This is a genomic window from Kitasatospora sp. NPDC057738 (assembly GCF_042798815.1).
Classification (GTDB): Bacteria; Actinomycetota; Actinomycetes; order Streptomycetales; family Streptomycetaceae; genus Kitasatospora; species Kitasatospora lactacystinica.
Window position 1 is genome coordinate 1 of sequence record NZ_JBHVJT010000035.1, and the last position, 23,081, is coordinate 23,081.

Below are 23,081 nucleotides of genomic sequence, written 5' to 3' on the forward strand. Positions count from 1 at the left end.
TGTGTGGGGGGGGGGGGGGTGTCATGGGGGGAGGCGGCTCGAACCCCCCCCCCCGGGTCCGGTGGTCGCCGCGTCCCTGCGAGGGCCGAGTGGTGACCCGCGTCCTTCCCGCGTGGTACACGGCCGGGACGCCGCGGACCTGGTCGGTGAGCCCGCAGTTCGGACAGGGGTGCAGGGCGGGCGGCGGCGGTACGGGTGTGGCGTGGTAGGGCCCCATCGCGGTCTCCCCCCGGGGTGGCGTCCGGCCGGGCCGGCCGTCCGTCCGTACCGGCTTGGGACGCCGTGCCGGACGCGGTGGTTGCGGCCGACTCCCGCTGTCTGTACGCCTGTTGGGGGCAGGGGCAGGGGCAGGGGCAGGGGCAGGGGCAGGGGCAGGGGCAGGGACAGGGGCAGGGAAGGGGTCGGGCGGGTCAGCCCTCGGCGGGCGCCGGCTGTGGACGCCAGCCGAGGGCGGGCCCGAGCCGGGTCGCCAGGTCGGTGAGGATCTGCACGTAGTCCTCGTGTTCGAAGGTGAACGGCAGGGCGAAGGCGACCTCGTCCACCTCGCGGTAGCCGGCGTGGGCGTGCAGCCGTTCGACGAGTTCCTCGGTCGTCCCGACGAGGTCGGGGGCGAACAGCAGCCGGGCCGGGCCCTGCGGGGCGAGGGTGCGCGGGGTGCGGGCGAGGGCGTACGCCCGGTACTTGGCGCGTTGTTCGGGGGTGGCGCTGTCGGTGGGGATGACCACCAGGCCGTGGGAGACCCGGGCGCGCTCGCCGTCGGGGTGGCGCTCGCGGAAGGCGCGGATCTGGGCGGCCTGGATGGCGGCGAAGTCGAGCGGGCCCTCCTCGCTCTCCGGCTTCACGACACTGCTGGTGAGCAGGTTGAGCCCCTGCTCGCCGGCCCAGCGGGCCGAGCGCAGGCTGCCGGCGCCGTACCAGAGCCGGGACGCCAGGCCGGGGGAGTGCGGCTGGACGCGGCGGGAGTACACCTCGATGCCCTCGGTGCCGGCGAAGTCGGAGGCGTCCTCGCCGCGGACCAGGGCGAGCAGCCGTTCGGCGCGCCGGGGGCTGAAGTCCTCCTGCTCGCCGGTGTCCGGGTAGAGCGCGCCGCGCACCTGCTCGTAGTGGGTGGGCGGGCCGACGCTGAAGCCGGGGTTGAGCCGGCCGCCGGAGAGCACGTCCACGGTGGCCAGGTCCTCGGCGAGCCGCAGCGGGTTCTCCCAGCCGAGCGGGGTGACGGCGGTGCCTAGCTGGATGCGGCTGGTGCGCTGGGTGGCGGCGGCGAGGACGGCGATCGGGGAGGAGATGCCGTACTGGAGGTGGCGGTGGCGCAGCCAGGCGCTGTCGAAGCCGAGCCGCTCGCCGAGGGTGATGAGGTCGAGGGTGGACTCGTGGCCGCGGCGGGGGTCCGCTTCGTCGAAGAGCCCGATGGTCAGGAAGCCGAGTTTCCGCAGTGGGCGAGGGGTCGGCGACATGGTGGGCTCCGCGGGGGTGAGGGGCGGCCTGGTGAGGGCCGGTCGAGATGGTGCGTTTCGAACGTAAGCGGGCGCCGCGCCGTCCGACAAGATCGACGCACGATCCGGTCACCGGCCCGCAATACGGCGCAATGCTGGTGTCACGTGCGGCGGCTCCCACCCCGGTGGGCAGGGTGGGAGCCGCCGCGATCCGGGCCGCGCCCGGGCCGGCTCGAGTAGCGCCCGGGCTTTGCCCGGGCTTTGCCCGGGCTGTGCTCGGACCGCGTCCGGGCCGCCTCCGGGGGCTGTCAGCAGCTGCGCAGTTCCGGGCTCTGGTTGCGGATCTGGTTGTGCAGCGAGGTGAACTCGCGGTACGCCGCGCCGTCCTCGGTGCCGGGGCGGAAGGCGCCGACGCGGTGGCAGTTGACGAAGGCGAGCTTCACCCCGAAGTGGCTCTCCAGGCTGCCCCGGATCGCGTTGCTGGCGAGCGCGCGCAGCAGCTGGGCGCGCTGCTCGTCGCTGGGCGTGGTGTTGTCGGTGGTGAACTCCTCCTGGCCGGTGGCGAGTTCGGTGCTGAGCCCGGACACGACCTGGTAGGCGTACGGAAGGGAGGTGCGGACGGTCTCGAGGAAGTCGGCCTCGTCGACGCGGCCCTGCTGGGCCTGGGCGAGGAGGGCGGGGGAGACGTCGAGCGACATGGAGGTCCTCTTTCGGGGATGCGTGGGCTTCGACCGGTGGCGGGCAGCGGTGACCGGCGGAACGGGCAGCGCTCACCCGCACCGGTTATCGAAGATGAAAACCATTGCAAGAAGGACTCTCCCGGTCACCCCGACGCCCTGTCAAGCGCCGCCCCCCGAAGGACTGACGGCCGGCGGCACCGGCAGGTGGCCGACCTTGATCACGAACACCGCGATCAACACCGCCAGCGCCGCGAAGACCAGGCCCATCTGGAACGCGCTGGCGATGCCGTGCACCAGCACCTGCGAGGAGTACGGCGCCGGGAGCCGGCCGGTGGCCCGGAACTGGGCGAGCTGCTGCGGGGTGGCCTGCCGCAGGAACGCCCCGGCCTGCTGCCGGGCCTCGTTGCGGCTGGCCGTACCGAACACCGTGACCAGGATCGACAGGCCGAGCGAGCCGCCCACCTGCTGGGTGGTGTTGAGCATGCCGGTGGCCGCGCCGGTCTCGTGCGGGGCGACGTGGGAGACGGCGGTCAGCATCACCGGGACGAAGATCGAGCCCATGCCGAAGCCGAACAGCAGGGTCGGGCCGAGGATGCCGCCGACGTAGGTGCTGTCGATGTCGATCTGCGTCGCCCAGACCACCCCGCTCAGCACCAGCAGCGAGCCGGTCACCAGGAAGGGCTTGGGGCCCCAGCGCAGCTGGTTGCGGGCGGCGAACTGGGCGGCGGCGATGATCGCCACGCTGATCGGCAGGAACGCGAAGCCGGCCCGAAGCGGGCTGAAGCCGAGGATCTCCTGCACGAACAGGGTGATGAAGAAGAAGATGCTGAACATCGTCGCGGCCACGCAGAGCATCAGCCCGTACGCGCCCGAGCGGTTGCGGTCGCGGAACAGGTGCAACGGGGTGATCGGCTGCGGCACCCGCCGCTCGTTGAACAGGAACGCGACCAGCAGTGCGGCGGCGAGGCTGAAGGCGGTCAGCGTCACGGGGTCCGTCCAGCCGTGGTCGGAGGCACGGATGAAGCCGTACACCAGCGAGACCATGCCCGCCGTGGCGGTGAAGGCGCCGGTCAGGTCGAAACGCCCGGGGTGCCGCTCGGACTCGTTGATGTACAGCGGCGCCAGCAGCGCGATCGCGATGCCGATCGGCACATTGACGAAGAACACCCAGCGCCAGGACAGCCAGGAGGTCAGCATGCCGCCGAGCAGGAGCCCGATCGCGCCACCGGCCCCGGCCACGGCCGAGAACACTCCGAAGGCCCGGTTGCGCTCCGGGCCCTCCTTGAAGTTGGTGGCGATCAGCGCCAGTGCGGTCGGCGAGGCGATGGCGCCGCCCAGGCCCTGGAGCGCCCGGGCCGCCAGCAGCCAGGCCGAGGACTGCGCGACGCCGCCGAGCAGCGAGGCCAGGCTGAACACCAGCACGCCGACCATGAACACCCGCCGCCGCCCGAGGATGTCGCCGGCGCGCCCGCCGAGCAGCAGCAGCCCGCCGAAGGTGAGCGTGTAGGCGTTGATCACCCAGGACAGTTCGGTGGTGTTGAACCCCAGCGCCGACTGGATGTGCGGCAGCGCGATGTTCACGATCGTGATGTCGAGAACGACCATCAGCTGTGTCGCCGCGATGACGGTGAGAGCGATCCCCGGGTGCTGGCCCCGACGTGCGGTCGCGGGCGAAGCCTCGGCCAGGGCGCGCGAGGTGGCCATGGCGGTCCCCCAATGGGTTCGAGGGTGAACGGCGGGCAGGGGACGGATTCGTTCACCACTACCGACGGTATCCCCGGGGCATAGGGAACACAATCGTTCATTACGGACAATCGCGCGCGTCCCGGTCCGGTGTTCTTCCTGGCCGAGCCGACGGTGATCCGCACCCCTCCAGCTCGGCGGGTCTCAGGAAGCGGTACAGCGGCGACGAGGTCAGCTCCGGCGATCCCGGCTGCCCGGGAGAGCGGCTGATCCGCCTGGTTGTGCGCGGTGATCGCGTGTTCGACGGCCCGCAGGTCGGTGAGCAGCTCGGCGGTCTCGGGGACGGGTGTGCCGAAGGCTCGGCCGTCCCCGAGACGTGCCGCCCCCGGGTCTGCCGAGCGGCCGGTGAGCACCTCCAGGCCGGCCGCGTCGGCGGTTTCGACGGTGCGGATGGAGGAAGGCGCCTTCGTGCCCTTCGAGGCCGTCCGCATTGGCATCGCGGGCGGTGTGGGTCAGGTAGCGCCGGACCAGGCCTTCGGCCGTGGTGAGTTCGCGCTGGACGGCTTCGACGGTGCCGATCACCCACTACATCGTCGTGGATCTCGGCCCGCGCCTTGCGCAGCCGGGCCAGAACGTGTTCGTGCGAGCTGCCCCGCCGGGTCAGCCTGGTGTCCTGGTAGGTGACGGCGCGCCGCAGCACGTCGTCGTCGCACGGGAAGTGCACGTCGTCGAGTCGCAGTTGGGCGATGGTGACGCCGGGGAGGCCGGGACCTTCGCGCCCACTGTCTACCTCGGTCGCGCCCCGGCCGCGAGGAGTCAACTCGCCGAGGCCCTCAGCGGTGTCGGCGAGGACCGGGTCCGCCGGCGAGCGATCGATGCCGCCCTGCTCGCCGCCACCTGGCTGCGTACCGGGCACCTCGACCGGGCGTGCGCGGCCGGCCGGGACGCCGTCGCCTATGCCGCCAGGACAGGGTCAGGCCTGTGCATCGAGCGGGTGGCCGGCGTCCTGGCCGACCTGCGGGCCCACGACGACTACGCCCCGGCCCGGGAGCTTCGCGAGTTCGCCCGGGTCGTGCTGCCCGAGGCCGACGGCATGGCTGTCATGCTCTCGGGCGGCTCATGAGGCGGCGGTAGAAGTCGAGTTCGGCGCGGAGGGCCTGTTCCCGGGCGGCGGGCGCTGACAGGTAGTGGTCGCCGCCGTCCAGCAGCAGGCTGTCGTGGCCACCGCCGAGGGCGGCCAGGTCCTGGGCGAACTGCATGGCCTCCTTGGCGGACGTGATCGTGTCGGCGGTTCCGTGGATCGCCAGCACGGGACAACGGATCCGTTCCGGCGCCACCGCTCCGGCAGGCCCCCGCAGCACGGCCGCGTGGGGACGCTGGAACTCGGGGACGGACAGCTCCCACCGTGCGGGGTCGATGATCGCAGAGGTGGCCGTCGCGCCGGCGAACGGTCCGGGACGACTCGCTGCCTGGAGCGCCGTGTACCCACCGGCGCTCGCGCCGCTGATGAAGACCGCCCCGGGCAGCGCCACGCCGGCCGACCGCAGGTGCTCGGCCACCGCGGCACAGTCCTCGACGTCGTACTCGCCCCAGTGGCCGTGCAACGCCTGCCGGAACGCACGACCCCGGCCGGTGCTGCCCCGGTAGAGGACGTCGGCGACGGCGAATCCGTGACTGACGAAGAACTGGGTCGTCCAGTCCAGCCGCAGGGGCACATCGTCCGTCGGGCCGGGGTGTGCCCGCACCAGAAGCGACACAGGTGCTGCCGTCCCTGCAGGTCGGTGGAGCAGGAAGCTCACACGGTCGTCGCCACCCCGGGCGGCCTCCATCGACGGCGGGACGGGCGACCAGGGCGGGGCGGGCACGCACCCAGTGCCTATCGGGACAGCCGGGGCGTCGGCTTGCGCCGCGAGGTCGAGCGACCACAGACTCGGAGCGGACGAGGGGGTGGATCCGATCACGGCGAGTCGGCCGTCGTCGAGGCCGTTGCAGAAGCTCTGAAGGTGAGGCAGGTCGGCCGCGCGGGCTGCGGCGATCCGTCACGCTTCGTTACCACCGATTACGGGACAGAGTCGTTCGCTGGACATACCCGGCTCGCGGCACCTGGGACTGTTCGGATCATTGTCACCTGGGCGCGATACCGCGGTGCGTGGCCCCGCCTCGCAGCGGGGCCGGCGCTCTGCGGTGTTCTCAGGCCGTCACCGTCACCGTGGTGGTCTCGGGGTTGGTGCTGTTGCCCTGGTAGACGGTGTCGCCGCTGTAGACGGCGGTGATGGTGTGGGTGCCGGTGGTGCGGAAGGCGGTGACGGTCCCGGCCGCTGCGCAGTTGCCGAGGGAGAGGAACAGGCGTCCGGTGCCGAGGGTCGTGCCGGTGGTGGTGTCGGTGAACGTGACCGTGCCGGTCGGCCTGGTCGTGGCGGTCGTACTGGCCGGGCAGACGATGTCACTGAGCACGACCGGAGCGCCGACCCGGGTGCGGGAGGGCATCGCGGTCAGGGCCGTCTTCACGGGCTTGCCCGGGGTGGTGTAGCTGATGGTGATGCTCGGGGCGGCGCTGGTGGCGGTGGGGCCGGTGCCGCCGGCGGGGACGAGCGACGAGCCTCCGCCGCCTCCGCCCCCGCCGCCGCTCGGACTGATGAAGGGGTTGATGTTGCCGCCGCCGCCTCCGCCGTAGTAGCCGCCGCCGCCGGCACCGCCGGTCAGGGAGGCGCCCGGGCCGCCTCCGGTGCCGCCAGTACCGAGCGTGCCGGGCCCACCGCCGTAGAACCCGCCCCCGCCGGTGCCGCCGGCCCCGCCCTGGGTGGACGTCCCCGCCCCGCCGCCGTGTCCTCCGTTGCAGGTCGCGTCCGCGCCCGGCTGGCCGGCGTCTCCGCCCGGGCTTCCGGTGCACTGGCCGGCCCAGCCGGCTCCGCCGCCGCCCGCGGCCACGATGAGGCGGGAGTCGGTGGTGGTGAGGGGCGTGGTGCCGGGCTGGGTACGGACGTCGGAGGCGCCGCCGCCGCCTCCGCCGAAGTGGGTGCTGCCGCCGCCGTTGAAGCCGCCGGTGCACTGCGCGCTACCGGCGCACTGGGCGCCGCCGGTGGCGGTGCCGCCGACTTCGACGTAGAGGGTTTGTCCCCCGGAGAGCCCGGTGAGGGTGCCGGACACCTGGGCGCCACGGCCGCCGCCGACGCCGTTGTCCTCCACGCCGCCGGCCCCGCCGATCGCCGTGACGTCGACCTGCGTGACACCGCCGGGCACGGTGAACGTCTGCTCGGCGCCGGTGGAGGCGAACGTACAGGTGGTGGTGGGGCCGGACACGGTGCAGGTGCCCTGTGCGTGGGCGGGCGCGGGCAGCGCCAGCGGGGCGACGGCCGTAGCGCAGAACACGGCGGCCGCCACGGCCGCCACCCGGCTCCGACGCCCGGACGAACCGGCATGGTGCCCGTGCGTTGAGCTCGGCCGGTCGGCGACCTCCGACAGTGGGAATGTCACGATCAACTCCAGAAAAGGGAAGAGGTTCTCTCGGCGAGGGATCGCCTTCCGTCACTGTCGATCACACGGGCGGGGTCGCGGTTGCCCACCGAGCTGACACACCGCCGGTTCACACCGGCGGCCCCTGGCTAACCGTTCGGCAGCACCCGAGCCCGAAAGTGCGATCACAGCCCCGAAGGAAGCGCACGGGTGCCGGGCACGGACTCGTCACCAAGCGCTCAGCCCCGCCAACCGGGGCACTCGGTCACATCTGGTCAGCATCCCGGATCGGGAAGGTCTGTTGGGGGAGCTGGCGGGCGGTGGCCGGTCGGTGAAGGCTGAGCCGGACGGCGGCCGGGCGCAGGCCGAGGTCGGCGGCGAGCGCCTCGGGGGTGAGATCGGGTTCGCGCTGCAGGCGTTCGAGGACGGCTTGGCCGGCCCGGTTCTCGGTGGAGCACACGGTGCGGTAGGCAGCCAGGGCGCCGCCGCCGAGGGTGAACAGCCCTGCGGCGCACACCGCAGAACCGCTCCAGCCGCGGCGACGCGGACCTGTTCTCGCTCTGGATCAGGACGAAGGTCCGAGGGCGGCTGTACGGCTTGGAGTTCAGGGTCTGTTTCATCGCCGGCGAGCCCTGTGCCGACGCGGAAGTGCTTCGTGAACCGACGGACGCCGCCCGGCCGTTCATCGGCCCCGCCGGACCCATCGCGAGGGAGGCCCTGCCGGGTGCCCCGCGGCTGGCCGCGCACCCCCGACCTGGGGCGCCGCGGACCCCGCGACATCAAAACGTAACGTCTCCGTGAGAAGTCGTCGGGCGTAAAGTCTTCCCCAAGTCCAGCCCAATCTGGCATGTTTCCTTCAATTCCCGTGCGATCCCCCTCACGCACGGGCCGATTAGGAGGACACGTGTCACCCCTGATATCCCGGCGGCTCGGCCGCCCGGCCGCAGCCCTCGCCGTGCTCTCGGCCATGGCGCTCGCCACCCCCACCGCGTTCGCGACCGCTGCCACCACGACCACCACCCCCACCGTCTCCGGGGCCGTCTCCGCGCCCGCCGCCCAGGCCCCCGCCGCCCAGACCCCCGCCGTCGCGGGCACCGCGGCCGGCTGGGCCGCCGGCACCCGCGCCTACCTGGTGATCAGCGCCCCCGCCGACATCGCCGCCGCCAAGACCGCCGTCGCCGCCAAGGGCGGTACGGTCTTCGCGAGTTACGACGCGATCGGCGTCATCGTCGCCCACTCCACCAGCGCCGGCTTCGCCGCCGCGCTGCGGACCGTCACCGGCATCCAGCAGGTCGGCGCGACCCGCACCTCCGACGTGCCGGCCGACGCCTACAACCCGGCCCTGCCCGCCAACCCCGCCCAGGCGGCCACCACGCTCACCGAGTCCAACCGCTGGGACATGACCCAGATCAAGGCCGACCAGGCCTGGAACGTCACCACCGGCTCCCCGTCCGTCAAGGTCGGCGTGCTCGACACCGGCGTGGACGACCAGCACCAGGACCTCGCACCGAACTTCGACGCCGCCGACTCGGCCTCCTGCGCCTACGGCAAGCCCGACACCCGCACCGGCGCCTGGCGCGACGTGGACACCCACGGCACCCACGTCGCCGGCACCATCGCGGCCGCGAAGAACGGCAAGGGCGTCATCGGCGTCGCACCGGGCGTGAAGATCGCCTCGGTCCGGATCGCCGAGCCGACCAGCACCCTCTTCTACGCCGAGAACACCGTCTGCGGCTTCGTCTGGGCCGGCGACCACGGCTTCAAGGTCACCAACAACAGCTACTACACCGACCCCTGGCAGTTCAACTGCCCGAACGACCTCGACCAGGCGGCCATCATCGAGGGCGTCAAGCGCGCCCAGGAGTACGCCGAGGGCAAGGGCTCGCTGCAGGTCGCGGCGGCCGGCAACTCCGACTACGACCTGGCCAACAAGACCACCGACAGCGAGAGCCCGAACGACTCCACCAAGGTCACCCGGACCATCAGCAACGCCTGCCTCGACATCCCCACCGAACTCCCCGGCGTGGTGACCGTCGCTGCCACGGGCAGCGGCAGCGGCAAGGCCTCCTACTCCAACTTCGGCCAGGGCGTCATCGACGTCGCGGCGCCCGGCGGCGACGGCGCCACCGGCGTCTACTCGACCCTGCCCGGCGGCAAGTACGGCACCAAGAGCGGCACCTCGATGGCCTCCCCGCACGTCACCGGGGTGGCCGCGCTGATCGCGAGCACCAACCCGTCGCTCACCCCGGCGGACATCCGGGCCCGGCTGGCGAGCCAGGCCAACGACCTGGCCTGCCCCGCCTCCGACAGCCGCTGCACCGGCACCACCGCCGTCAACGGCTTCTTCGGCGAGGGCCAGGTCGACGCGCTGAAGGCGGTCGGCGGCGCCACCCAGCCCACCGGCACGTACTTCGAGAACACCGCCGACGTGGCGATCCCCGACAACACCACGGTGGAGAGCCCGATCACCGTCACCGGCGTCAGCGGCAACGCCCCGGCGGCGCTCAAGGTCGGCGTGGACATCAAGCACACCTACCGCGGCGACCTCGTCCTCTCCCTGGTCGCGCCCGACGGCACGGTCTACCTCCTGGAGGACTTCCCGAACAGCGACAGCACCGACAACGTCGCCAAGACCTACACCGTCAACGCCGCCGCGAGTGCGGCGAACGGCACCTGGAAGCTCCGGGTGAAGGACGGCGCCTCCGGCGACACCGGCACGATCGACGCCTGGAACCTCACCTTCTGAACCTGCTGAACCTTCTGAACCCTTTGGCCCCGCCGTTCCCCCCGGCCGCCCGACGCCCGAGCGCGTCGGGCGGCCGGATCGCGTGCGGGACGCCGACCACCGTGCGCTACTCCGCGACGAGCACCGCGACCCCCGTCACCCGGTCCGCGGTGAGGTCCGCGAGCGCCGCGTCCGCACGGCGCAGGGGGTAGCGGCTGACGTGGACCACCGGGCGGGCACGGGCCGCCTCCGCCAGGAAGGCCAGCCCGTCGGCCCGGGTGTTGGCGGTGACGCTGCGCAGGGAGCGCTCCTGGAACAGGTGCCGCTGGTAGTTCAGCGCCGGGATGTCGGTGAGGTGGATGCCGGCCACGGCGAGCGTGCCGCCGCGGTCCAGCGCGGTGAGGGCGACGGGCACGAGTTCGCCGACCGGTGCGAACAGGATCGCGGCGTCCAGCGGTTGCGGGGGCGGGTCGTAGGAGTCGCCGGCGAAGACGGCGCCGAGGTCCAGCGCCAGCCTCCGGGCCGCCGCGGCCCGGGTGAACACGGCCACCCGGGCGCCCCGGGCGAGCGCGACCTGGGCGGTCAGGTGCGCGGACGCGCCGAAGCCGTAGATGCCGAGCAGCCCGCCCGCCGGGAGTTCGGCCCGCTCCAGGGCCCGGTAGCCGATGATCCCGGCGCACAGCAGCGGGGCCAGCTCCTCGGCGGGCGGGCCCTCGGGCAGCCGGTAGGCGAAGCGGGCGTCCGCGGTGAGGTGCCCGGCGTAGCCGCCGTGCCGGTCCCAGCCGGTGTAGCGCGACGCGGGGCAGAGGTTCTCCCGCCCGCTGCGGCAGTACCCGCAGCTGCCGCAGGTCCGGGCCAGCCAGGCCACCCCGGCCCGGTCCCCGACGGCGAAGCCCTCGACCCCGGCCCCCGCCGCGAGCACGCGCCCGACCACCTCGTGCCCGGGCGTGCACCGGGCCAGCCTGGGGGAGAGGTCCCCCTCCGCGAGGTGCAGGTCGGTGCGGCACACCCCGCAGGCCTCCACCTCGACCAGGACCTCCTGCGGGCCGGGCGCGTCCAGCGGCCGCCGCTCCCGGACCAGTGGGCCCGGTCCCGGCCCGCCGACCGGCCCGGGGCGCTCCACCGCCCAGGCCCAGGTCTCCGCCGGTAGGGGTTGCGTGCTGCTCATCGCCGTCTCCTGCCGCTCGGCTTGCGGGGTCGGTGCGCGTCCGGGGTCAAGTTTCCCGCTCCGCGGCGGCCGCCGCGTGCTCGACGGCGGAGAAGCCGTCCGGGGAAGGTGGCGATCCGGTCAGCCCCAGTACCCCGTGTGCACGGCGGTGGCCTCCTCGAAGAGGTGCGGGCCGGAGACCTCCACGGTGCCGCCGCCGGCTGCGAAGACCTGGCGGCAGGGCAGGTCGAGCACCGGCTCGTCCGGGTCCACTCCCGCGATGGCGTTCAGCTCGGTGGCGGCGAGCGCGTAGACGACCTTCCGGATGCCGCTCCAGTGGATCGCGCCGGCGCACATCGCGCACGGCTCGGCGCTGCTGTAGAGGACGGTCGCGGAGAGCTGGTGCGGGGCCAGGGTGCGGCAGGCCTGGCGGACCAGGTTGGTCTCCGCGTGCGCCGTGACGTCGTGGTCGGTCAGCACGCTGTTCTCGGCCGTGAGCAGGACGCCTCCGGACGCGTCGGTCAGCAGCGCGCCGAAGGGGTGGTTGCCGTGGGCGCGGGCGGAGGCGGCGAGTTCGATGGCCGCGAGCAGGTGCGGGCGGGTGAGGTCGGTCATCGGCGTACTCCTCGGGGGCGGACCGGACGGGGTGACGGGGACGGGGCGTACGGGGTGCACGCGGTGGCGGTGCGCGCGGTGGCGGTCCGTGCGGTGCCACTACTTCGCCAGGAAGGCGAGCAGCGCCGCGTTGACCTCCTCGGCATGGGTCCAGAGCAGGCCGTGCGGCGCGCCCTCGACCTCCACGTACTCGGCGGAGGGCAGCGCCCGGTGGAAGGGGCGCCCGGTGCTGTCGATCGGCAGGATGCGGTCGGCGGTCCCGTGCAGGATCAGGGCAGGCACGTCGATGCGCGGGATGTCGGCCCGGAAGTCCGTGTACCAGGTGGACGGCGCGGCGGCGGCGGCGAAGAAGCCGCCGCTCGTCGCGACGTTCCAGCTGTTGCGGACGGCCTCCGCGCTGATCCTGCTCCCGAGGTTCTCGTCGAGGTTGTAGAAGTCCCGGTAGAAGGCGGTGTAGTAGGCGTACCGGTCGGCCTTCACGGCGGCGACGATGCCGTCGAAGAAGTCCTTCGGACCGGCCCCCTCAGGGTTGTCGTCGGTCTTCAGCAGGCAGGGCTCCAGGGAGCCCAGGAAGGCGACCTTGGCGATGCGGCCGGAGCCGTACCGGGACACGTAGCGGGCGACCTCCCCGGTGCCCATCGAGAAGCCGACCAGCACGGCGTCCCGCAGGTCGAGGGTCTCCAGCACGGTGTGGAGGTCGGCGGCGAAGGTGTCGTAGTCGTAGCCGGTGGTGGGCTGGGAGGACTGTCCGAAGCCGCGCCGGTCGTAGGTGATCACCCGGTGCCCGGCGTCCAGCAGCGCGGCGCTCTGCCGCTCCCAGGAGTGCCCGTCGAGCGGGAACCCGTGGATGAGGACGACCGGCTGCCCGGAGCCGTGGTCCTCGTAGTAGAGGTCGATGGGGGTGGAGTTCTCCTGGCCGACGGTGATGTACGGCATGGTGTCCGGTGTTCCTCTCGTCATGGGGCCCGGACGATGACCACGGGGCAGGCGGCGTGCTGCGCGCAGTGGGTGCTCACCGAGCCGAGCAGGGTACGGGTGAAGCCGCCGCGGCCGTGGCTGCCGACCACCAGCAGCTCGGCGCCCCGGGCCGCGTCCAGGAGGACGTCGGAGGGGTCGCCCATGACCATCGTCTGGCGGACCCGCACCCGGGAGTCCTCGCCGAGCACGGTGTGCAGCTCCTCGGCGAACCGCCGCTCGGCCAGCTCCCGGTCGAAGGCGCTGTCGACCACGGGCGCCGACCAGCCGAAGTGGCTCGGGGGTTCCCAGGCGCCGACCGCGTCCACCACGCCGCCGATCAGCGTGGCGTGCCGGGCCGCCCAGCGCAGCGCGGCGTACGACGACGGCGAGCCGTCGACGCCGACCACGACGCGGGGAGCGGAGTCGTTCGCGTTCATCTGCACCGTCCCTGGCCGGCCGTCCTGCGGATCGTCGCCCCCCGACCACGGTGCTGGCCGCCGGACGGCGCCGCCACCACGGCCCGGCACCCGGGTGACGGCCGACGGCCGGGCGGGTACCGTCGGTGGCCGCCGAGCGCCCGTGACCGGGGCGCGGCCGCGGTGGGAGCGGGGGAGGACGGGTGCGAGTCGAACACGCGGTGCCGGGCCCGGCGCTGAGGCCCTGGATCGACCGTTACTGGTGGTACCGGGCAGGCCCCGGCGAACTGCCCCGGCTGCTGCCCGGAACGGGTGCCGAGCTGTGGATCCACTGGGCCGGCGGGGTCCACCTGGACGACGGGGCCGGGCCGGTGCCGCTGCCCGCCGCGCACCTGGTCTGCCTCCGCGGGGCCCGCTGGGAGCCGGTCTCGCGGGAGGCGGGCGGCTTCGTGGCGGTGCGGTTCCGGGCCGGCGCCCTGCGGCACTTCCTGGCGCCGGGGGTCGACGAGGTGGCCGACCGGGTGGTGAGTGCCGCCGAGGTCTGGGGGCCGCCGGCCCGGCGGATGGCCGAGCAGGTGTGTCTGGCGTCCGGGCCGGCGGAGCAGGCGGCGGTCCTCGACCGGGCGCTCGCCGAGCTGCTCGCCGCCCACCACCGGGCCGACCCGTGGCTGGACGCCGCGGTGCGGCTCGTCCACCGGCGTCCCGGCGAGGTGCGGGTGGACGCGCTGGCCGAGCACCTCGGGGTCACCGTCCGCCGGTTGCAGCGGGCGTTCCCGGCGGCGGTGGGCGCGGGTCCGAAGGCGTTCCAGCGGGTGGCCCGGTTCCAGCGGCTCACCCGTACGCTGCTGCTGTCCGGCGAACGCCGTTACCTGCCAGGGGCGTTGGCGGCGGGCTACTACGACCAGGCGCATGTCGTCCGGGAGTTCCGGCACTTCACCGGCCGGCCCCCGACGGCCCTGCTGGGGCAGGGCCTGTCGCATTTCTACTATGAGCGGCTGCCCGCTCCCCGTCAGGCTGGGCCCTGACCGGAGGAACCGACGGAGAGCGGACGTGCGATGACCATGGTGGTGGCGATCCTGCAGGCCAGGACCGGACGGGAGGAGGCCCTCGCGGCCGCCCTGCGCGAGGTCGCGGAGCGCACCCGGGAGGAACCGGGGGCGCTCGCCTACGCGGTGGGCCGCCAGGAGGGCGGCGGCCGGTTCCTGGTCACGGAGCGGTACGCCGACCGCCGGGCGCGCGAGGCCCACTTAGGCCCTCTCTTTCGGATCACGCCAGGCGGTCGCCGCCGGAGCACGCACCTCGCCGGCTTGTCGTCGGTCGCCGATGCTCCGCATGGACTCCCTCCTCCGCACCGCCGATGCACGCACTCCAACGACGCCCACTGGTCCGACGTGATCCGAAAGAGAGGGCCTCGCCTCCTCCTACGTGACCGACCTGCTGGCGCGCTTCCCGGAACTCCTGGCGGACGAGCCGCAGGTCGAGTTCACCGACGTGGTGACGGCCTTCGCCCGGTGACCGCCCGCAGGCCCGCGTGCGCCCGGTACGGCCTCAGGCCCGGACGCCCAGCTGGGCCAGCAGGGTCGCGTTGTCCTCGATGTGCCAGTCCTCGGTGATCCGGTCGGTCCCGACGTGCTGGATGTCGATGGCGTTGAACTCGATGTCCTGGCCCTGCCCCCGCACGCCGTCGAAGGTGCCGGTGAAGTGGCCGCGGAAGACCAGTCGGGCGGTGATCCTGTCACCGCTGATCAGGAGGTCGGACAGCTCGCAGGTCAGGTCCGGCACCGCGGCGCGGAAGTTCTTCGAGGCGAAGGCCGGCCCGGCGGGGCCCTGCGGGCGGCCCGGCGGCAGCGTGTTGTCCCGGAACTGCCGGCTGATCGCCGCGTCCAGGTACCGCTGCTGCCCGGTGTTCCAGAACGTGTACAACTGCTGTGCCAGGTGGACCTCCTGGGCGGCGCGCCGGGCGCCGATCGAGCGGTCCGCGGTGAGCGCCTTCGGCTGGACGAGGCCGGGCGAACGGTCGATCAGGCGCTGCGGCCAGTCGCGTGCGGAGTCGTGGTGGCCGCTGTCGTGGACGGGGGCGGCCGCGGCGGTGCCGCCCGCCAGGCCGGCCGCCGCCGCGAGGACGGCGGCGGTACGGATCAGGGTGCGCGAGCGCATGGGAACAGCTCCTCGGTTCGGGGGGGGCACGCCGGCGGTTCCGGGCGTGCGGGGGTGGTCGGCCGGTCGGGAGCTCCGGCCGGCCGGGGTGGGGGAGTCATGCCGCCGACGGCGGTCCGGCGGTCCGGCGGTCCGGTAGCCCGGTAGCCAGGCGGCCCGGCGGGTCAGGCGAGTCGGCCGCCGCCGTCGACGTGCAGCACCGTGCCGGTGACGTACGGGTTGTCGATGGCGTAGCGGACGGCCTTGACCAGGTCCTCCGGGGTGCCGACGCGCCGGGCCGGGTTGCGCTCGGCGACCCCGCGCAGGAACGCGTCCTTGTCGGCGCCCAGGCCGTCCCAGGAGCCGGTGTCGACGATGCCGGGGGAGACGGCGTTGACCCGGACCGGCGCGATCTCCACCGCCAGCGCCTGCACCAGGAAGGCCAGCGCGCCGTTGGTGGTGGCCATCACCGTGCGCGCGGGCGCCGGGCGCCACGCGGCCACACCGGAGAAGAAGGTGAACGAGCCGCTCTCGGAGACCTGCCCGACCAGGTGCTTGGCCAGCAGCAGCGGGCCGATCACCTTCGCCGCGAACGCCCGCTGCACGTCGGCCGCTTCGAGCTCCCGCAGCGGGCCGTTGGCCGGCATCGCGGCGGTCGAGACCAGGTGGTCGAAGCGGCCGGCCCGGGCGGCGAAGGCGGCGATCGACGCCTCGTCGGCGATGTCCAGGGCGATCACCTCGGACGGTCCGGACAGCTCGCCGGCCGTCCACTCCAGCTTGCGGGGGTCGGGGCCGGCCAGCACCAGGGAGGCGCCGGCCGCCGAGGCGGACTTGGCGACGGCCTGCCCGGTGCGCGAACCGGCACCGACCACGACGAGCCGCTGCCCCCGGAGGGAGGTGGTGTAGGACATGGTGGAACTCCTTCGGATGATCGGGGAACGGGCCGCCCGCTGCTTCCCGCGGCGGCCGCAGCACGACCCTCTCCCGACCAGCAATGATGAGTCCAAGGCTTGTTTTCTACCTCGGCGATAAAATCCGTTCATGGCAACGCCGACGCTCAGACAGCTCGAATACCTGGCCACCGTGGTCGACACCGGATCGTTCACCCGTGCGGCGGAACAGCTGCACGTCACCCAGCCCGCGCTGTCCCACCAGATCCGCGCCCTGGAGGGCGCCCTCGGCGGCCCGCTGCTGGAGCGCCTGCCGCGCTCGGTGCGGCTCACCCCGATGGGCCGGGCGGTCCTGCCGCACGCCCGCGCCGCACTCGCCGAGGCCGAGCGGCTGCAGGCGGCGGCCCGCCGTTCGGCCGGCCTGGAGGAGGGCGAACTGGAGGTCGCCGTCGTCTACTCCGTCAGCCTCGGCATCCTGCCGCCCGTGCTGCGGGAGTGGCGCCGCCGCCACCCCGGCGTGCGGATCCGGCTGCGCGAGTACCCCCACACCGACGCGCTCCGGGAGGCCATGGCCGCGGGCCGCGCCGACCTCGCCATCGGCCCGGTGCCGAGCGGCTGGGAGGGGCCGATCCGGGAGCTCGGCGTCGAGGAGTTCACCGTCGTCCTGCCCGCCGACGACCCGCTGGCCGAACGCCCCGCCGGGACCGTCGCCCTCACCGAACTCGCCGACCGCGACTGGGTCCACTACGCCCCCGACAACGGCCTCGCCGACCTGCTCGACCAGGTTTGCGCCCGGGCGGGCTTCCACCCCCGGGCGGCGGTCCGCGCCGAACAGACCTCGGCCGCCCCGCTGCTGGCCGCGGCCGGGCTCGGCCCCGCCCTGGTGCCCGCCAACATCGTCCCGGCCCAGTTCGAGGGCGCCCTGCTGCGCCCGGACCCGCCGATCCTGCGGACCCTCACCGCCTACACCCGCACCCGCCCCGATCCGCTCACCGTGGCCTTCGCCGACCTGCTGGCCCGTCAGGCCCGGGTCGGCCCCGTGGTCTCCGGCCGGTCGGCCGAGGCCGACGGGGCGCGCACCTGAGGCCCGACCCCGGCGGTGGAACGCGCACCCGAGGTCCGATCGGGCGCCGTGGCGCGTCAGCGCGCGGCGGCGCCGCCGACCGGCTCGTGCTCGTCGTCCGCGTCCTGCGGGTCGACGGCGTCGCTGAGCCCCAGGCGCAGGTGCTCGATGTGGTAGACGGCCTGGTCGAGCAGCGCGGCGACGTGGTTGTCGTAGAGCGCGTAGACGACCTGCCGGCCGTTGCGGCGGCCGATGACCAGGCCGAGGTTGCGCAGCAGGCGCAGCTGGTGGGAGCAGGCGGACTGCTCCAGGCCGACCTCGGCGGCGAGTTCGGTGGCCGCGCAGGGGCCTTCGCGCAGCCGGGAGAGGATCAGCAGCCGGGAGGGCGTGGCGAGGGCTTGCAGGGTGGTGGCCACCCGGGCAGCGCTGGTCGCGTCCAGGCGCGTGTGCGGGACGGCGGTGGCGGGGGTGGCTCCATGACCCATGCGGGCCATCCTACAACTCATAGATGAACGAGCCTTCATATGTTCATGTATCGTGAACGAGTCAACGGCCCCGCCCTGCCCAGGCCTGCCCGAAGGGTCCCCCCGCCATGTCCACCACCACCCTGACCGGGCGTTCCGCGCCCCCGGCCGCGCCACGCCCGGACACCGCGCCGAGACGGCGCACCCGGGTGCTGTCGCTGCCCGAGGCCCGCTGGGCCGCCGCCGCGACGGTGCTCTTCCTGATCGCACTGCCGCTCCAGCTGACCGGCGCCCCCGCCTGGGCCTGGGGCCCGCTGTACGCCCTCGCGTACGCCACCGGCGGCTGGGAGCCCGCCTGGGCCGGGCTCCAGGCACTGCGGGAGAAGACCCTCGACGTCGACCTGCTGATGATCGTGGCCGCGCTCGGCGCCGCCGCCGTCGGGCAGGTCATGGACGGCGCGCTGCTGATCGTCATCTTCGCCACCTCCGGCGCCCTGGAGGCGCTGGCCACCGCCCGTACCGCCGACTCGGTGCGCGGACTGCTCGACCTCGCCCCGGCCACCGCCACCCGGCTGCTGCCCGACGGCGGCGAGGAGACCGTGCCCACGGAGGAGCTCGCCGTCGGCGACACCGTGCTGGTGCGGCCCGGTGAGCGGATCGGTGCCGACGGGCGGGTGCTCGACGGCGCGAGCGAGGTGGACCAGGCCACCATCACCGGCGAGCCGCTGCCCGTCGTCAAGGAGACCGGGGACGAGGTGTTCGCCGGGACCCTCAACGGCACCGGGGCGCTGCGGCTGCGGGTCGAGCGGGACGCCTCGGACACCGTGATCGCCCGGATCGTCCAGCTGGTCGAGGAGGCCTCCGGGACCAAGGCGCCCACCCAGCTGTTCATCGAGAAGGTCGAGCAGCGCTACTCGCTCGGCATGGTGGCCGCCACCCTCGCGGTCTTCGCGGTCCCGCTGGCCTTCGGCGCGGCCTTCATCGGCTCGCTGCTCCGGGCGATGACCTTCATGATCGTCGCCTCCCCGTGCGCGGTGGTGCTGGCCACCATGCCGCCCCTGCTCTCCGCCATCGCCAACGCCGGACGGCACGGCGTCCTGATCAAGTCCGCCGTCGTGATGGAGCGTCTGGGCCAGGTCGACGCCGTCGCACTGGACAAGACCGGCACCCTCACCGAGGGCACTCCGCGCCTCACCGACCTCCGGCCGCTCACCGGCTCCGGCCTCTCCGAGGAACGGCTGCTGGCGCTGGCGGCCGCGGCCGAGCACCCCAGCGAGCACCCGCTGGCCCGCGCCGTCGTCGACGCCGCCCGCACCCGCGGCCTGACCCCGGCCGCCGCCGAGGACTTCACCTCCACCCCCGGCGTCGGGGTCACCGCCACCGTCGACGGCCGGGTCCTGGCGGTCGGCGCGCCGGCCCGGCTGATCCTGGAACGCACCGACGCCGCCTCCGTCGAAGCCGCCGCGCTGGCCGCGGAGTTGGAGGAGGGCGGGCGCACCGCCGTCCTGGTCGAGGCGGACGGCGTCCCGGTCGGCGTGCTCGGCCTCGCCGACCGGCTGCGCCCGGACGCCGCCGCCACCGTCGCGTCCCTCCGGGCGCTGACCGGCACCGCGCCGATGCTGCTCACCGGCGACAACCCGCGCGCCGCCGCCCACTTGGCCGCCGAGGTCGGCATCGCCGACGTCCGGGCCGGACTGCTGCCGCAGGACAAGGTCGCCGCCGTCCGGGAGCGGGAGGCGGCCGGACGCAAGGTGCTGGTGATCGGCGACGGCGTCAACGACGCGCCCGCGCTGGCCGCCGCCCACACCGGCGTCGCGATGGGCCGGGCCGGCTCCGACCTCGCCCTGGAGACCGCCGACGCGGTGATCGTCCGCGACGAACTCGCCACCGTCCCGGCCGTGGTGGCGCTCTCCCGGCGGGCCCGCTCCTTCGTGGTGCAGAACCTGGTGATCGCCTCGGCGTTCATCACCGTCCTGGTGGTCTGGGACCTGGTCGCCACCCTCCCGCTGCCGCTGGGCGTGCTCGGCCACGAGGGCTCGACCGTCATCGTCGGCCTCAACGGCCTGCGGCTGCTGCGCGAGAGCGCCTGGACCGGGGCCCGGGGTTGGCGGGAGACCCTCGACTGAACGGTTCTGCGCGGAACTTCAACGACGGGCGGGGTCCGATCGGTCGGACCCCGCCCCTCGCGCGCACGCCGTCGCCGGACGGTGGCCGCCGGGCCGAAACGGTTGGGGCCATGAGGCTGTTCGCATGAAACTTTCGAGGCGTCACCGCTGCTCCGTGCGGCGTCGACAGCGGTTCTCCTACAGTGGCGCTGCCCGCCGCGCCACCCGGGTGCGGATTCCACCCTTCAGGCCAACTTCCCTTTTCCGTTGGCCGGTTCGAGGAGCACCCTCATGACCAATTACCCACCGGAGACGCTACTGAAGGGCACTCCGGCTCCGAAGCCCCATTCGATCACCCTGGGCCCTGACGGCTACCTGTGGGTGACGACGCACAACAAGAGGCTCATGCAGGTGAATCCGGATGATCCCGGAGCCCAGGACAACAAGGAGACGGCGGGTCAGCTCTCGGCGGGCATCGTGATGGTTCCGGAGGGAGGGAACGTCATCTGGTATGCCTCGCCCGCCCACGAGCAGGACTATGATCCCATCTACGAATGGGACGTCGTGAAGTGCGGCGAGATCGGCCAGCACAAGCTCGACGACGACGCCCGGGCCCAGACCCTCACCTGGGCGGTGCTGACCAAGGAAGTGAAGAAGCTCAGCGCGACCATCGACGGCAGCGGGGAATACCTCGACGAGGTCCCCTACGCCTGGAGCCCGTCTGTTGTCCCGGATCCGGGGGAAAACTACAACACCCCGATCTACTACGTGTTCTTCGCCGAGCCGGTCCACCGCCGGGTCGGCTTCGTCAAGGTGGGGGATCCCGGCCAGCCCAGCACCCACCAGCTTCCGAACGGGGACGAATTCGACACCTGGCTCTGGTCGGTGGCCGTCAGCGTGGACAAGACGGTCAACAACTATACCTACTGGGCCACCGGCCAGGTGTCCACGACGGGCAATTTCCTGCGGAAGAAGAACGGCCTCTACACCTTCACCCCCGGGCAGTCCGGCAAGCCCTGGCAGCGCATTCCACTTCCGGACCCGGATCCGAACCAGAACTCGCAGGTTCCCATCCACGTCATCACCGACTCCACGGCTGTCTGGGTGGGTACGCGAAACCCGAACCGCGTGTGCCGGTACGACATCTCCGACGGATCGTGGACCTCCTCGAAGACCCTGGACCACGAACCCCGTCAGCTGGCCTTCGGGCCGGACGGCAACATCTGGGCCGCGGCCGCCGGCGCCATCTACTGCTTCAAGAAGGACCTGGGCGTCAGTACTCTGCCGAGCCCCGATCTGGACAAGGGAAGTGAGGCCGAAGGCCTGTTCGTCGATGCCGAGAAGAAGCAACTGTGGTTCACCGACCCGGCGAAGTGCTCGATTGGTCAGTATGCGATCAAAGTCGCCACCGCCGCTGCGGAACTCGTGGAGATCAAAGAAGGCGCCGCCACCACGGCCGGCAAGAACAAGGTCGTCGACATCCCCATGATCGCCCAGTACGTCATCGACGGGCATGACACCCCGGGGATCCCCATCACCTGCAGCATCGACAAAGCCAGTGGCGCCACGTTCGTCCAGGGCAGCGGCGGCCTCGTGCGAGTCGTCCACACCAACCAGCGGGGTGTCGCCCTCTTCCCGAAGATCACCACCGGAACCAAGGACGTCACGCTCATCATGCAGTACTCGGCAGCCGAGAAGGCGGTCTCGAAGACCCTCACGGTGAAGTCCTGATGGCCGCCAACGCCCACAGCCTCACCAAATCGGCTCACCCCGCCGCGATCGCCTATCACCCGGGGGACGGGACGATCTGGTTCGTCACGCCCGACGCGGAGTTCGGCTCCTTCGCCCCTTCCGGTCTCTTCGAGAGCCAGCTCTTCGCCCCGATGCAGACCGACAGGAAGGCCGGAACCCTGGCCTTGGCCGACGGTCTGGCCTGGACGTACGCCACCGATGCCGAAGCCGGCTACGTCGTCACCTGTACCGCCGAGGGCGCCTACACGGACCGGAAGAAGCTCGAACCGGCGCATGCCGTGGCCATGGCCGTCGGCGTGAACAACCACGGTGAGGCGCGGGTCGTCTGCACCCGCGAGGGAAGGCGCGACCTCGTCCTCGCCGACACCGGCAAGGTCGCCACCTCCGAGCCCCACACCCATCCGCTGTACGGGCTCGCCATCGGCACGAAGACCCCCGCCACGTACTGGCTGAGCTGCCCCGAGGCCAAGACCGTGGTCAGCTACGACGCCGCGACGGGGAAGTTCGACGGCTCGCCCGTCACCCTCCCGGACGACGTGGTGCCGCAGCACCTGGCGATCACGGAGACCGGCGGCGACTTCCTGTGGATCGCGACGCAGCAGTCCACGATCCTGCGCCACGACCTGCACGACGGGTCCTTCCTGCCCGTCGACACCGGGAAGGTGGTGGACCGGCTCTTCCCGATGGCCGACGGAAGCCTGTGGTTCACCATGCCGTCCGCGGACGCGGTGGGTTACGTCCTGCCGGGGCGGACGGAGGCGAAGTACGTCCCCTTCGACACCGGCACCCGCCCGTCGGGGATCGCCGCGGACGGGCACGGCGTTCTGTGGGTGGGGCTGGAGGGCACGAGCGAGATGGCGTCCCTGTCCAAGTACCGGATGACCGTCCTGTCGGGCGAGTACCAGAGCGTGCCGGTCGGCGGGACGTTCCCGGACCGGCTGTCCGTCAGGGTCACCGCCCTCGACGGCACCGGGCACCCCGGGGCCACGGTGACGTTCACCGTACGGGACGACCAGGCGCGGTTCCCCGGTGACAAGGCCACCGCCACCGCGACCACGGGCGCGGACGGCAGGGCGACCAGTCCTCCGCTGACGGCGAGGAAAGCGGGGCCGAAACCCTGCGACGTGGTCGCCGAATGGAAGGACGAGGGCCTGCTCGTCCCGTTCAGCGGCATCACCGTGCGCCCCGAGGCCGGACCGGTCGACCACGTCGTCTACCTCTCGGGAGCGGGCCAGTCGGCGCTGCCCGGAGAGGACTTCCCCGAGCCGCTCCGGGTGCAGGCGGTCGACGCCTTCGGCACCCCGGTTCCGAAGACGGACGTGGTCTTCCGCGTGACGGACGACATGGTCTCCTTCGGCGGGAGCGCGACCGCGGTGGTCCGCAGTGGCACCGACGGGGTGGTCGAATCACCCGTGCTGACCGCGGGCGACGAAGCGGGACGAGCGGTCGTCGAGGTGTGGGCGACGAAGGCCGCCGCCGGTGTCGTCGTGCACGAGTACGTCCGTGACCTCGTCCACTGACCCCGCACCGCCCCGCGCCGGGCGGGGACGGAGCCCCGAGTC

General features: G+C 73.1%; 20 protein-coding genes and 1 pseudogene. 8 read left to right on the plus strand and 13 right to left on the minus strand.

The features are described from left to right. Positions 1–410: 410 nt before the first annotated feature. The 3 genes from ACFVGO_RS20160 to ACFVGO_RS20170 all read right to left on the minus strand — a co-directional run bounded on the left by ACFVGO_RS20160 (position 411) and on the right by ACFVGO_RS20170 (position 3,817). The gene (locus tag ACFVGO_RS20160; RefSeq protein WP_359898374.1) at positions 411–1,454 is read right to left on the minus strand and encodes an LLM class flavin-dependent oxidoreductase; all 1,044 of its coding nucleotides are present in this window, start codon (positions 1,452–1,454) and stop codon (positions 411–413) included. A 287-nt stretch (positions 1,455–1,741) separates the two neighbouring features. Continuing rightward, positions 1,742–2,131 carry an SCO5389 family protein gene (locus tag ACFVGO_RS20165; RefSeq protein ID WP_380354479.1) on the minus strand — a complete coding sequence of 130 codons (390 nt, stop codon included), beginning with the start codon at positions 2,129–2,131 and terminating at the stop codon, positions 1,742–1,744. A gap of 141 nt (positions 2,132–2,272) precedes the next feature. Next, positions 2,273–3,817 carry an MFS transporter gene (locus ACFVGO_RS20170; protein ID WP_380633157.1) on the minus strand — a complete coding sequence of 515 codons (1,545 nt, stop codon included), beginning with the start codon at positions 3,815–3,817 and terminating at the stop codon, positions 2,273–2,275. A 520-nt stretch (positions 3,818–4,337) separates the two neighbouring features. Between ACFVGO_RS20170 and ACFVGO_RS20175 the strand changes: the two genes are divergently transcribed. Beyond that, positions 4,338–4,919: a hypothetical protein gene (locus ACFVGO_RS20175; protein WP_380633225.1), complete on the plus strand. Its 582-nt coding sequence runs from the start codon at positions 4,338–4,340 to the stop codon at positions 4,917–4,919. Here ACFVGO_RS20175 and ACFVGO_RS20180 read toward each other — a convergent pair. The 3 genes from ACFVGO_RS20180 to ACFVGO_RS20190 all read right to left on the minus strand — a co-directional run bounded on the left by ACFVGO_RS20180 (position 4,897) and on the right by ACFVGO_RS20190 (position 7,766). Next, the gene (locus tag ACFVGO_RS20180) at positions 4,897–5,625 is read right to left on the minus strand and encodes a prolyl oligopeptidase family serine peptidase (protein ID WP_380633217.1); all 729 of its coding nucleotides are present in this window, start codon (positions 5,623–5,625) and stop codon (positions 4,897–4,899) included. The genes ACFVGO_RS20175 and ACFVGO_RS20180 overlap by 23 nt on opposite strands. 361 nt (positions 5,626–5,986) lie before the next feature. Continuing rightward, complete coding sequence (locus ACFVGO_RS20185; RefSeq protein ID WP_380633159.1) at positions 5,987–7,177, minus strand: Ig-like domain repeat protein; 1,191 nt, start codon at positions 7,175–7,177, stop codon at positions 5,987–5,989. Between the two features lie 337 nt (positions 7,178–7,514). Continuing rightward, a complete protein-coding gene (locus tag ACFVGO_RS20190; RefSeq protein WP_380633161.1) occupies positions 7,515–7,766 on the minus strand; it encodes a hypothetical protein in 252 nt (83 codons plus the stop codon). Positions 7,767–8,216: 450 nt separating this feature from the next. Between ACFVGO_RS20190 and ACFVGO_RS20195 the strand changes: the two genes are divergently transcribed. Beyond that, positions 8,217–9,995, plus strand: a complete 1,779-nt coding sequence (locus tag ACFVGO_RS20195; RefSeq protein ID WP_380633218.1) for a S8 family serine peptidase — start codon at positions 8,217–8,219, stop codon at positions 9,993–9,995. Between the two features lie 106 nt (positions 9,996–10,101). Here ACFVGO_RS20195 and ACFVGO_RS20200 read toward each other — a convergent pair whose 3' ends face one another. From ACFVGO_RS20200 to ACFVGO_RS20215, 4 genes are all read right to left on the minus strand, one after another. Then, entirely contained in the window at positions 10,102–11,142 is a 1,041-nt protein-coding gene (locus ACFVGO_RS20200) for a zinc-binding alcohol dehydrogenase family protein (protein ID WP_380633163.1), read from the minus strand. Between the two features lie 120 nt (positions 11,143–11,262). Further along, positions 11,263–11,736 (minus strand): nucleoside deaminase, encoded by a 474-nt coding sequence (locus tag ACFVGO_RS20205; protein ID WP_359898382.1) that lies wholly within the window; start codon positions 11,734–11,736, stop codon positions 11,263–11,265. A 99-nt stretch (positions 11,737–11,835) separates the two neighbouring features. Next, positions 11,836–12,672: an alpha/beta hydrolase gene (locus ACFVGO_RS20210; RefSeq protein WP_359898383.1), complete on the minus strand. Its 837-nt coding sequence runs from the start codon at positions 12,670–12,672 to the stop codon at positions 11,836–11,838. A gap of 20 nt (positions 12,673–12,692) precedes the next feature. After that, complete coding sequence (locus tag ACFVGO_RS20215) at positions 12,693–13,130, minus strand: universal stress protein (protein WP_380633165.1); 438 nt, start codon at positions 13,128–13,130, stop codon at positions 12,693–12,695. A gap of 182 nt (positions 13,131–13,312) precedes the next feature. Between ACFVGO_RS20215 and ACFVGO_RS20220 the strand changes: the two genes are divergently transcribed. Both ACFVGO_RS20220 and ACFVGO_RS20225 read left to right on the plus strand, forming a co-directional pair. Further along, a complete protein-coding gene (locus tag ACFVGO_RS20220; protein WP_380633167.1) occupies positions 13,313–14,134 on the plus strand; it encodes a helix-turn-helix domain-containing protein in 822 nt (273 codons plus the stop codon). 36 nt (positions 14,135–14,170) lie between these two features. Then, positions 14,171–14,347, plus strand: a pseudogene (locus ACFVGO_RS20225) (putative quinol monooxygenase); the annotation flags it as partial. A 310-nt stretch (positions 14,348–14,657) separates the two neighbouring features. Here the strand turns inward: ACFVGO_RS20225 and ACFVGO_RS20230 are convergent. Continuing rightward, entirely contained in the window at positions 14,658–15,266 is a 609-nt protein-coding gene (locus ACFVGO_RS20230) for an ester cyclase (protein ID WP_380352965.1), read from the minus strand. Between the two features lie 164 nt (positions 15,267–15,430). Next, on the minus strand, positions 15,431–16,156 hold the full coding sequence (locus tag ACFVGO_RS20235) for an SDR family oxidoreductase (RefSeq protein ID WP_380633169.1): 726 nt from the start codon (positions 16,154–16,156) through the stop codon (positions 15,431–15,433). 130 nt (positions 16,157–16,286) lie between these two features. Between ACFVGO_RS20235 and ACFVGO_RS20240 the strand changes: the two genes are divergently transcribed. Then, positions 16,287–17,219 (plus strand): LysR family transcriptional regulator, encoded by a 933-nt coding sequence (locus tag ACFVGO_RS20240; RefSeq protein WP_359898388.1) that lies wholly within the window; start codon positions 16,287–16,289, stop codon positions 17,217–17,219. A 56-nt stretch (positions 17,220–17,275) separates the two neighbouring features. On the opposite strand, the gene ACFVGO_RS20245 is transcribed toward ACFVGO_RS20240, so the two are convergent. Further along, entirely contained in the window at positions 17,276–17,683 is a 408-nt protein-coding gene (locus ACFVGO_RS20245) for an ArsR/SmtB family transcription factor (protein ID WP_380633171.1), read from the minus strand. A 107-nt stretch (positions 17,684–17,790) separates the two neighbouring features. Here ACFVGO_RS20245 and ACFVGO_RS20250 point away from each other — a divergent pair, with 107 nt between their 5' ends. From ACFVGO_RS20250 to ACFVGO_RS20260, 3 genes are all read left to right on the plus strand, one after another. Further along, positions 17,791–19,788, plus strand: a complete 1,998-nt coding sequence (locus ACFVGO_RS20250) for a heavy metal translocating P-type ATPase (RefSeq protein WP_380633173.1) — start codon at positions 17,791–17,793, stop codon at positions 19,786–19,788. A 270-nt stretch (positions 19,789–20,058) separates the two neighbouring features. Continuing rightward, the gene (locus ACFVGO_RS20255) at positions 20,059–21,498 is read left to right on the plus strand and encodes a hypothetical protein (RefSeq protein ID WP_380352971.1); all 1,440 of its coding nucleotides are present in this window, start codon (positions 20,059–20,061) and stop codon (positions 21,496–21,498) included. Continuing rightward, the gene (locus tag ACFVGO_RS20260; RefSeq protein WP_380633175.1) at positions 21,498–23,039 is read left to right on the plus strand and encodes a hypothetical protein; all 1,542 of its coding nucleotides are present in this window, start codon (positions 21,498–21,500) and stop codon (positions 23,037–23,039) included. The genes ACFVGO_RS20255 and ACFVGO_RS20260 overlap by 1 nt, the downstream gene beginning before the upstream one ends. The last annotated feature ends 42 nt before the right edge of the window (positions 23,040–23,081 follow it).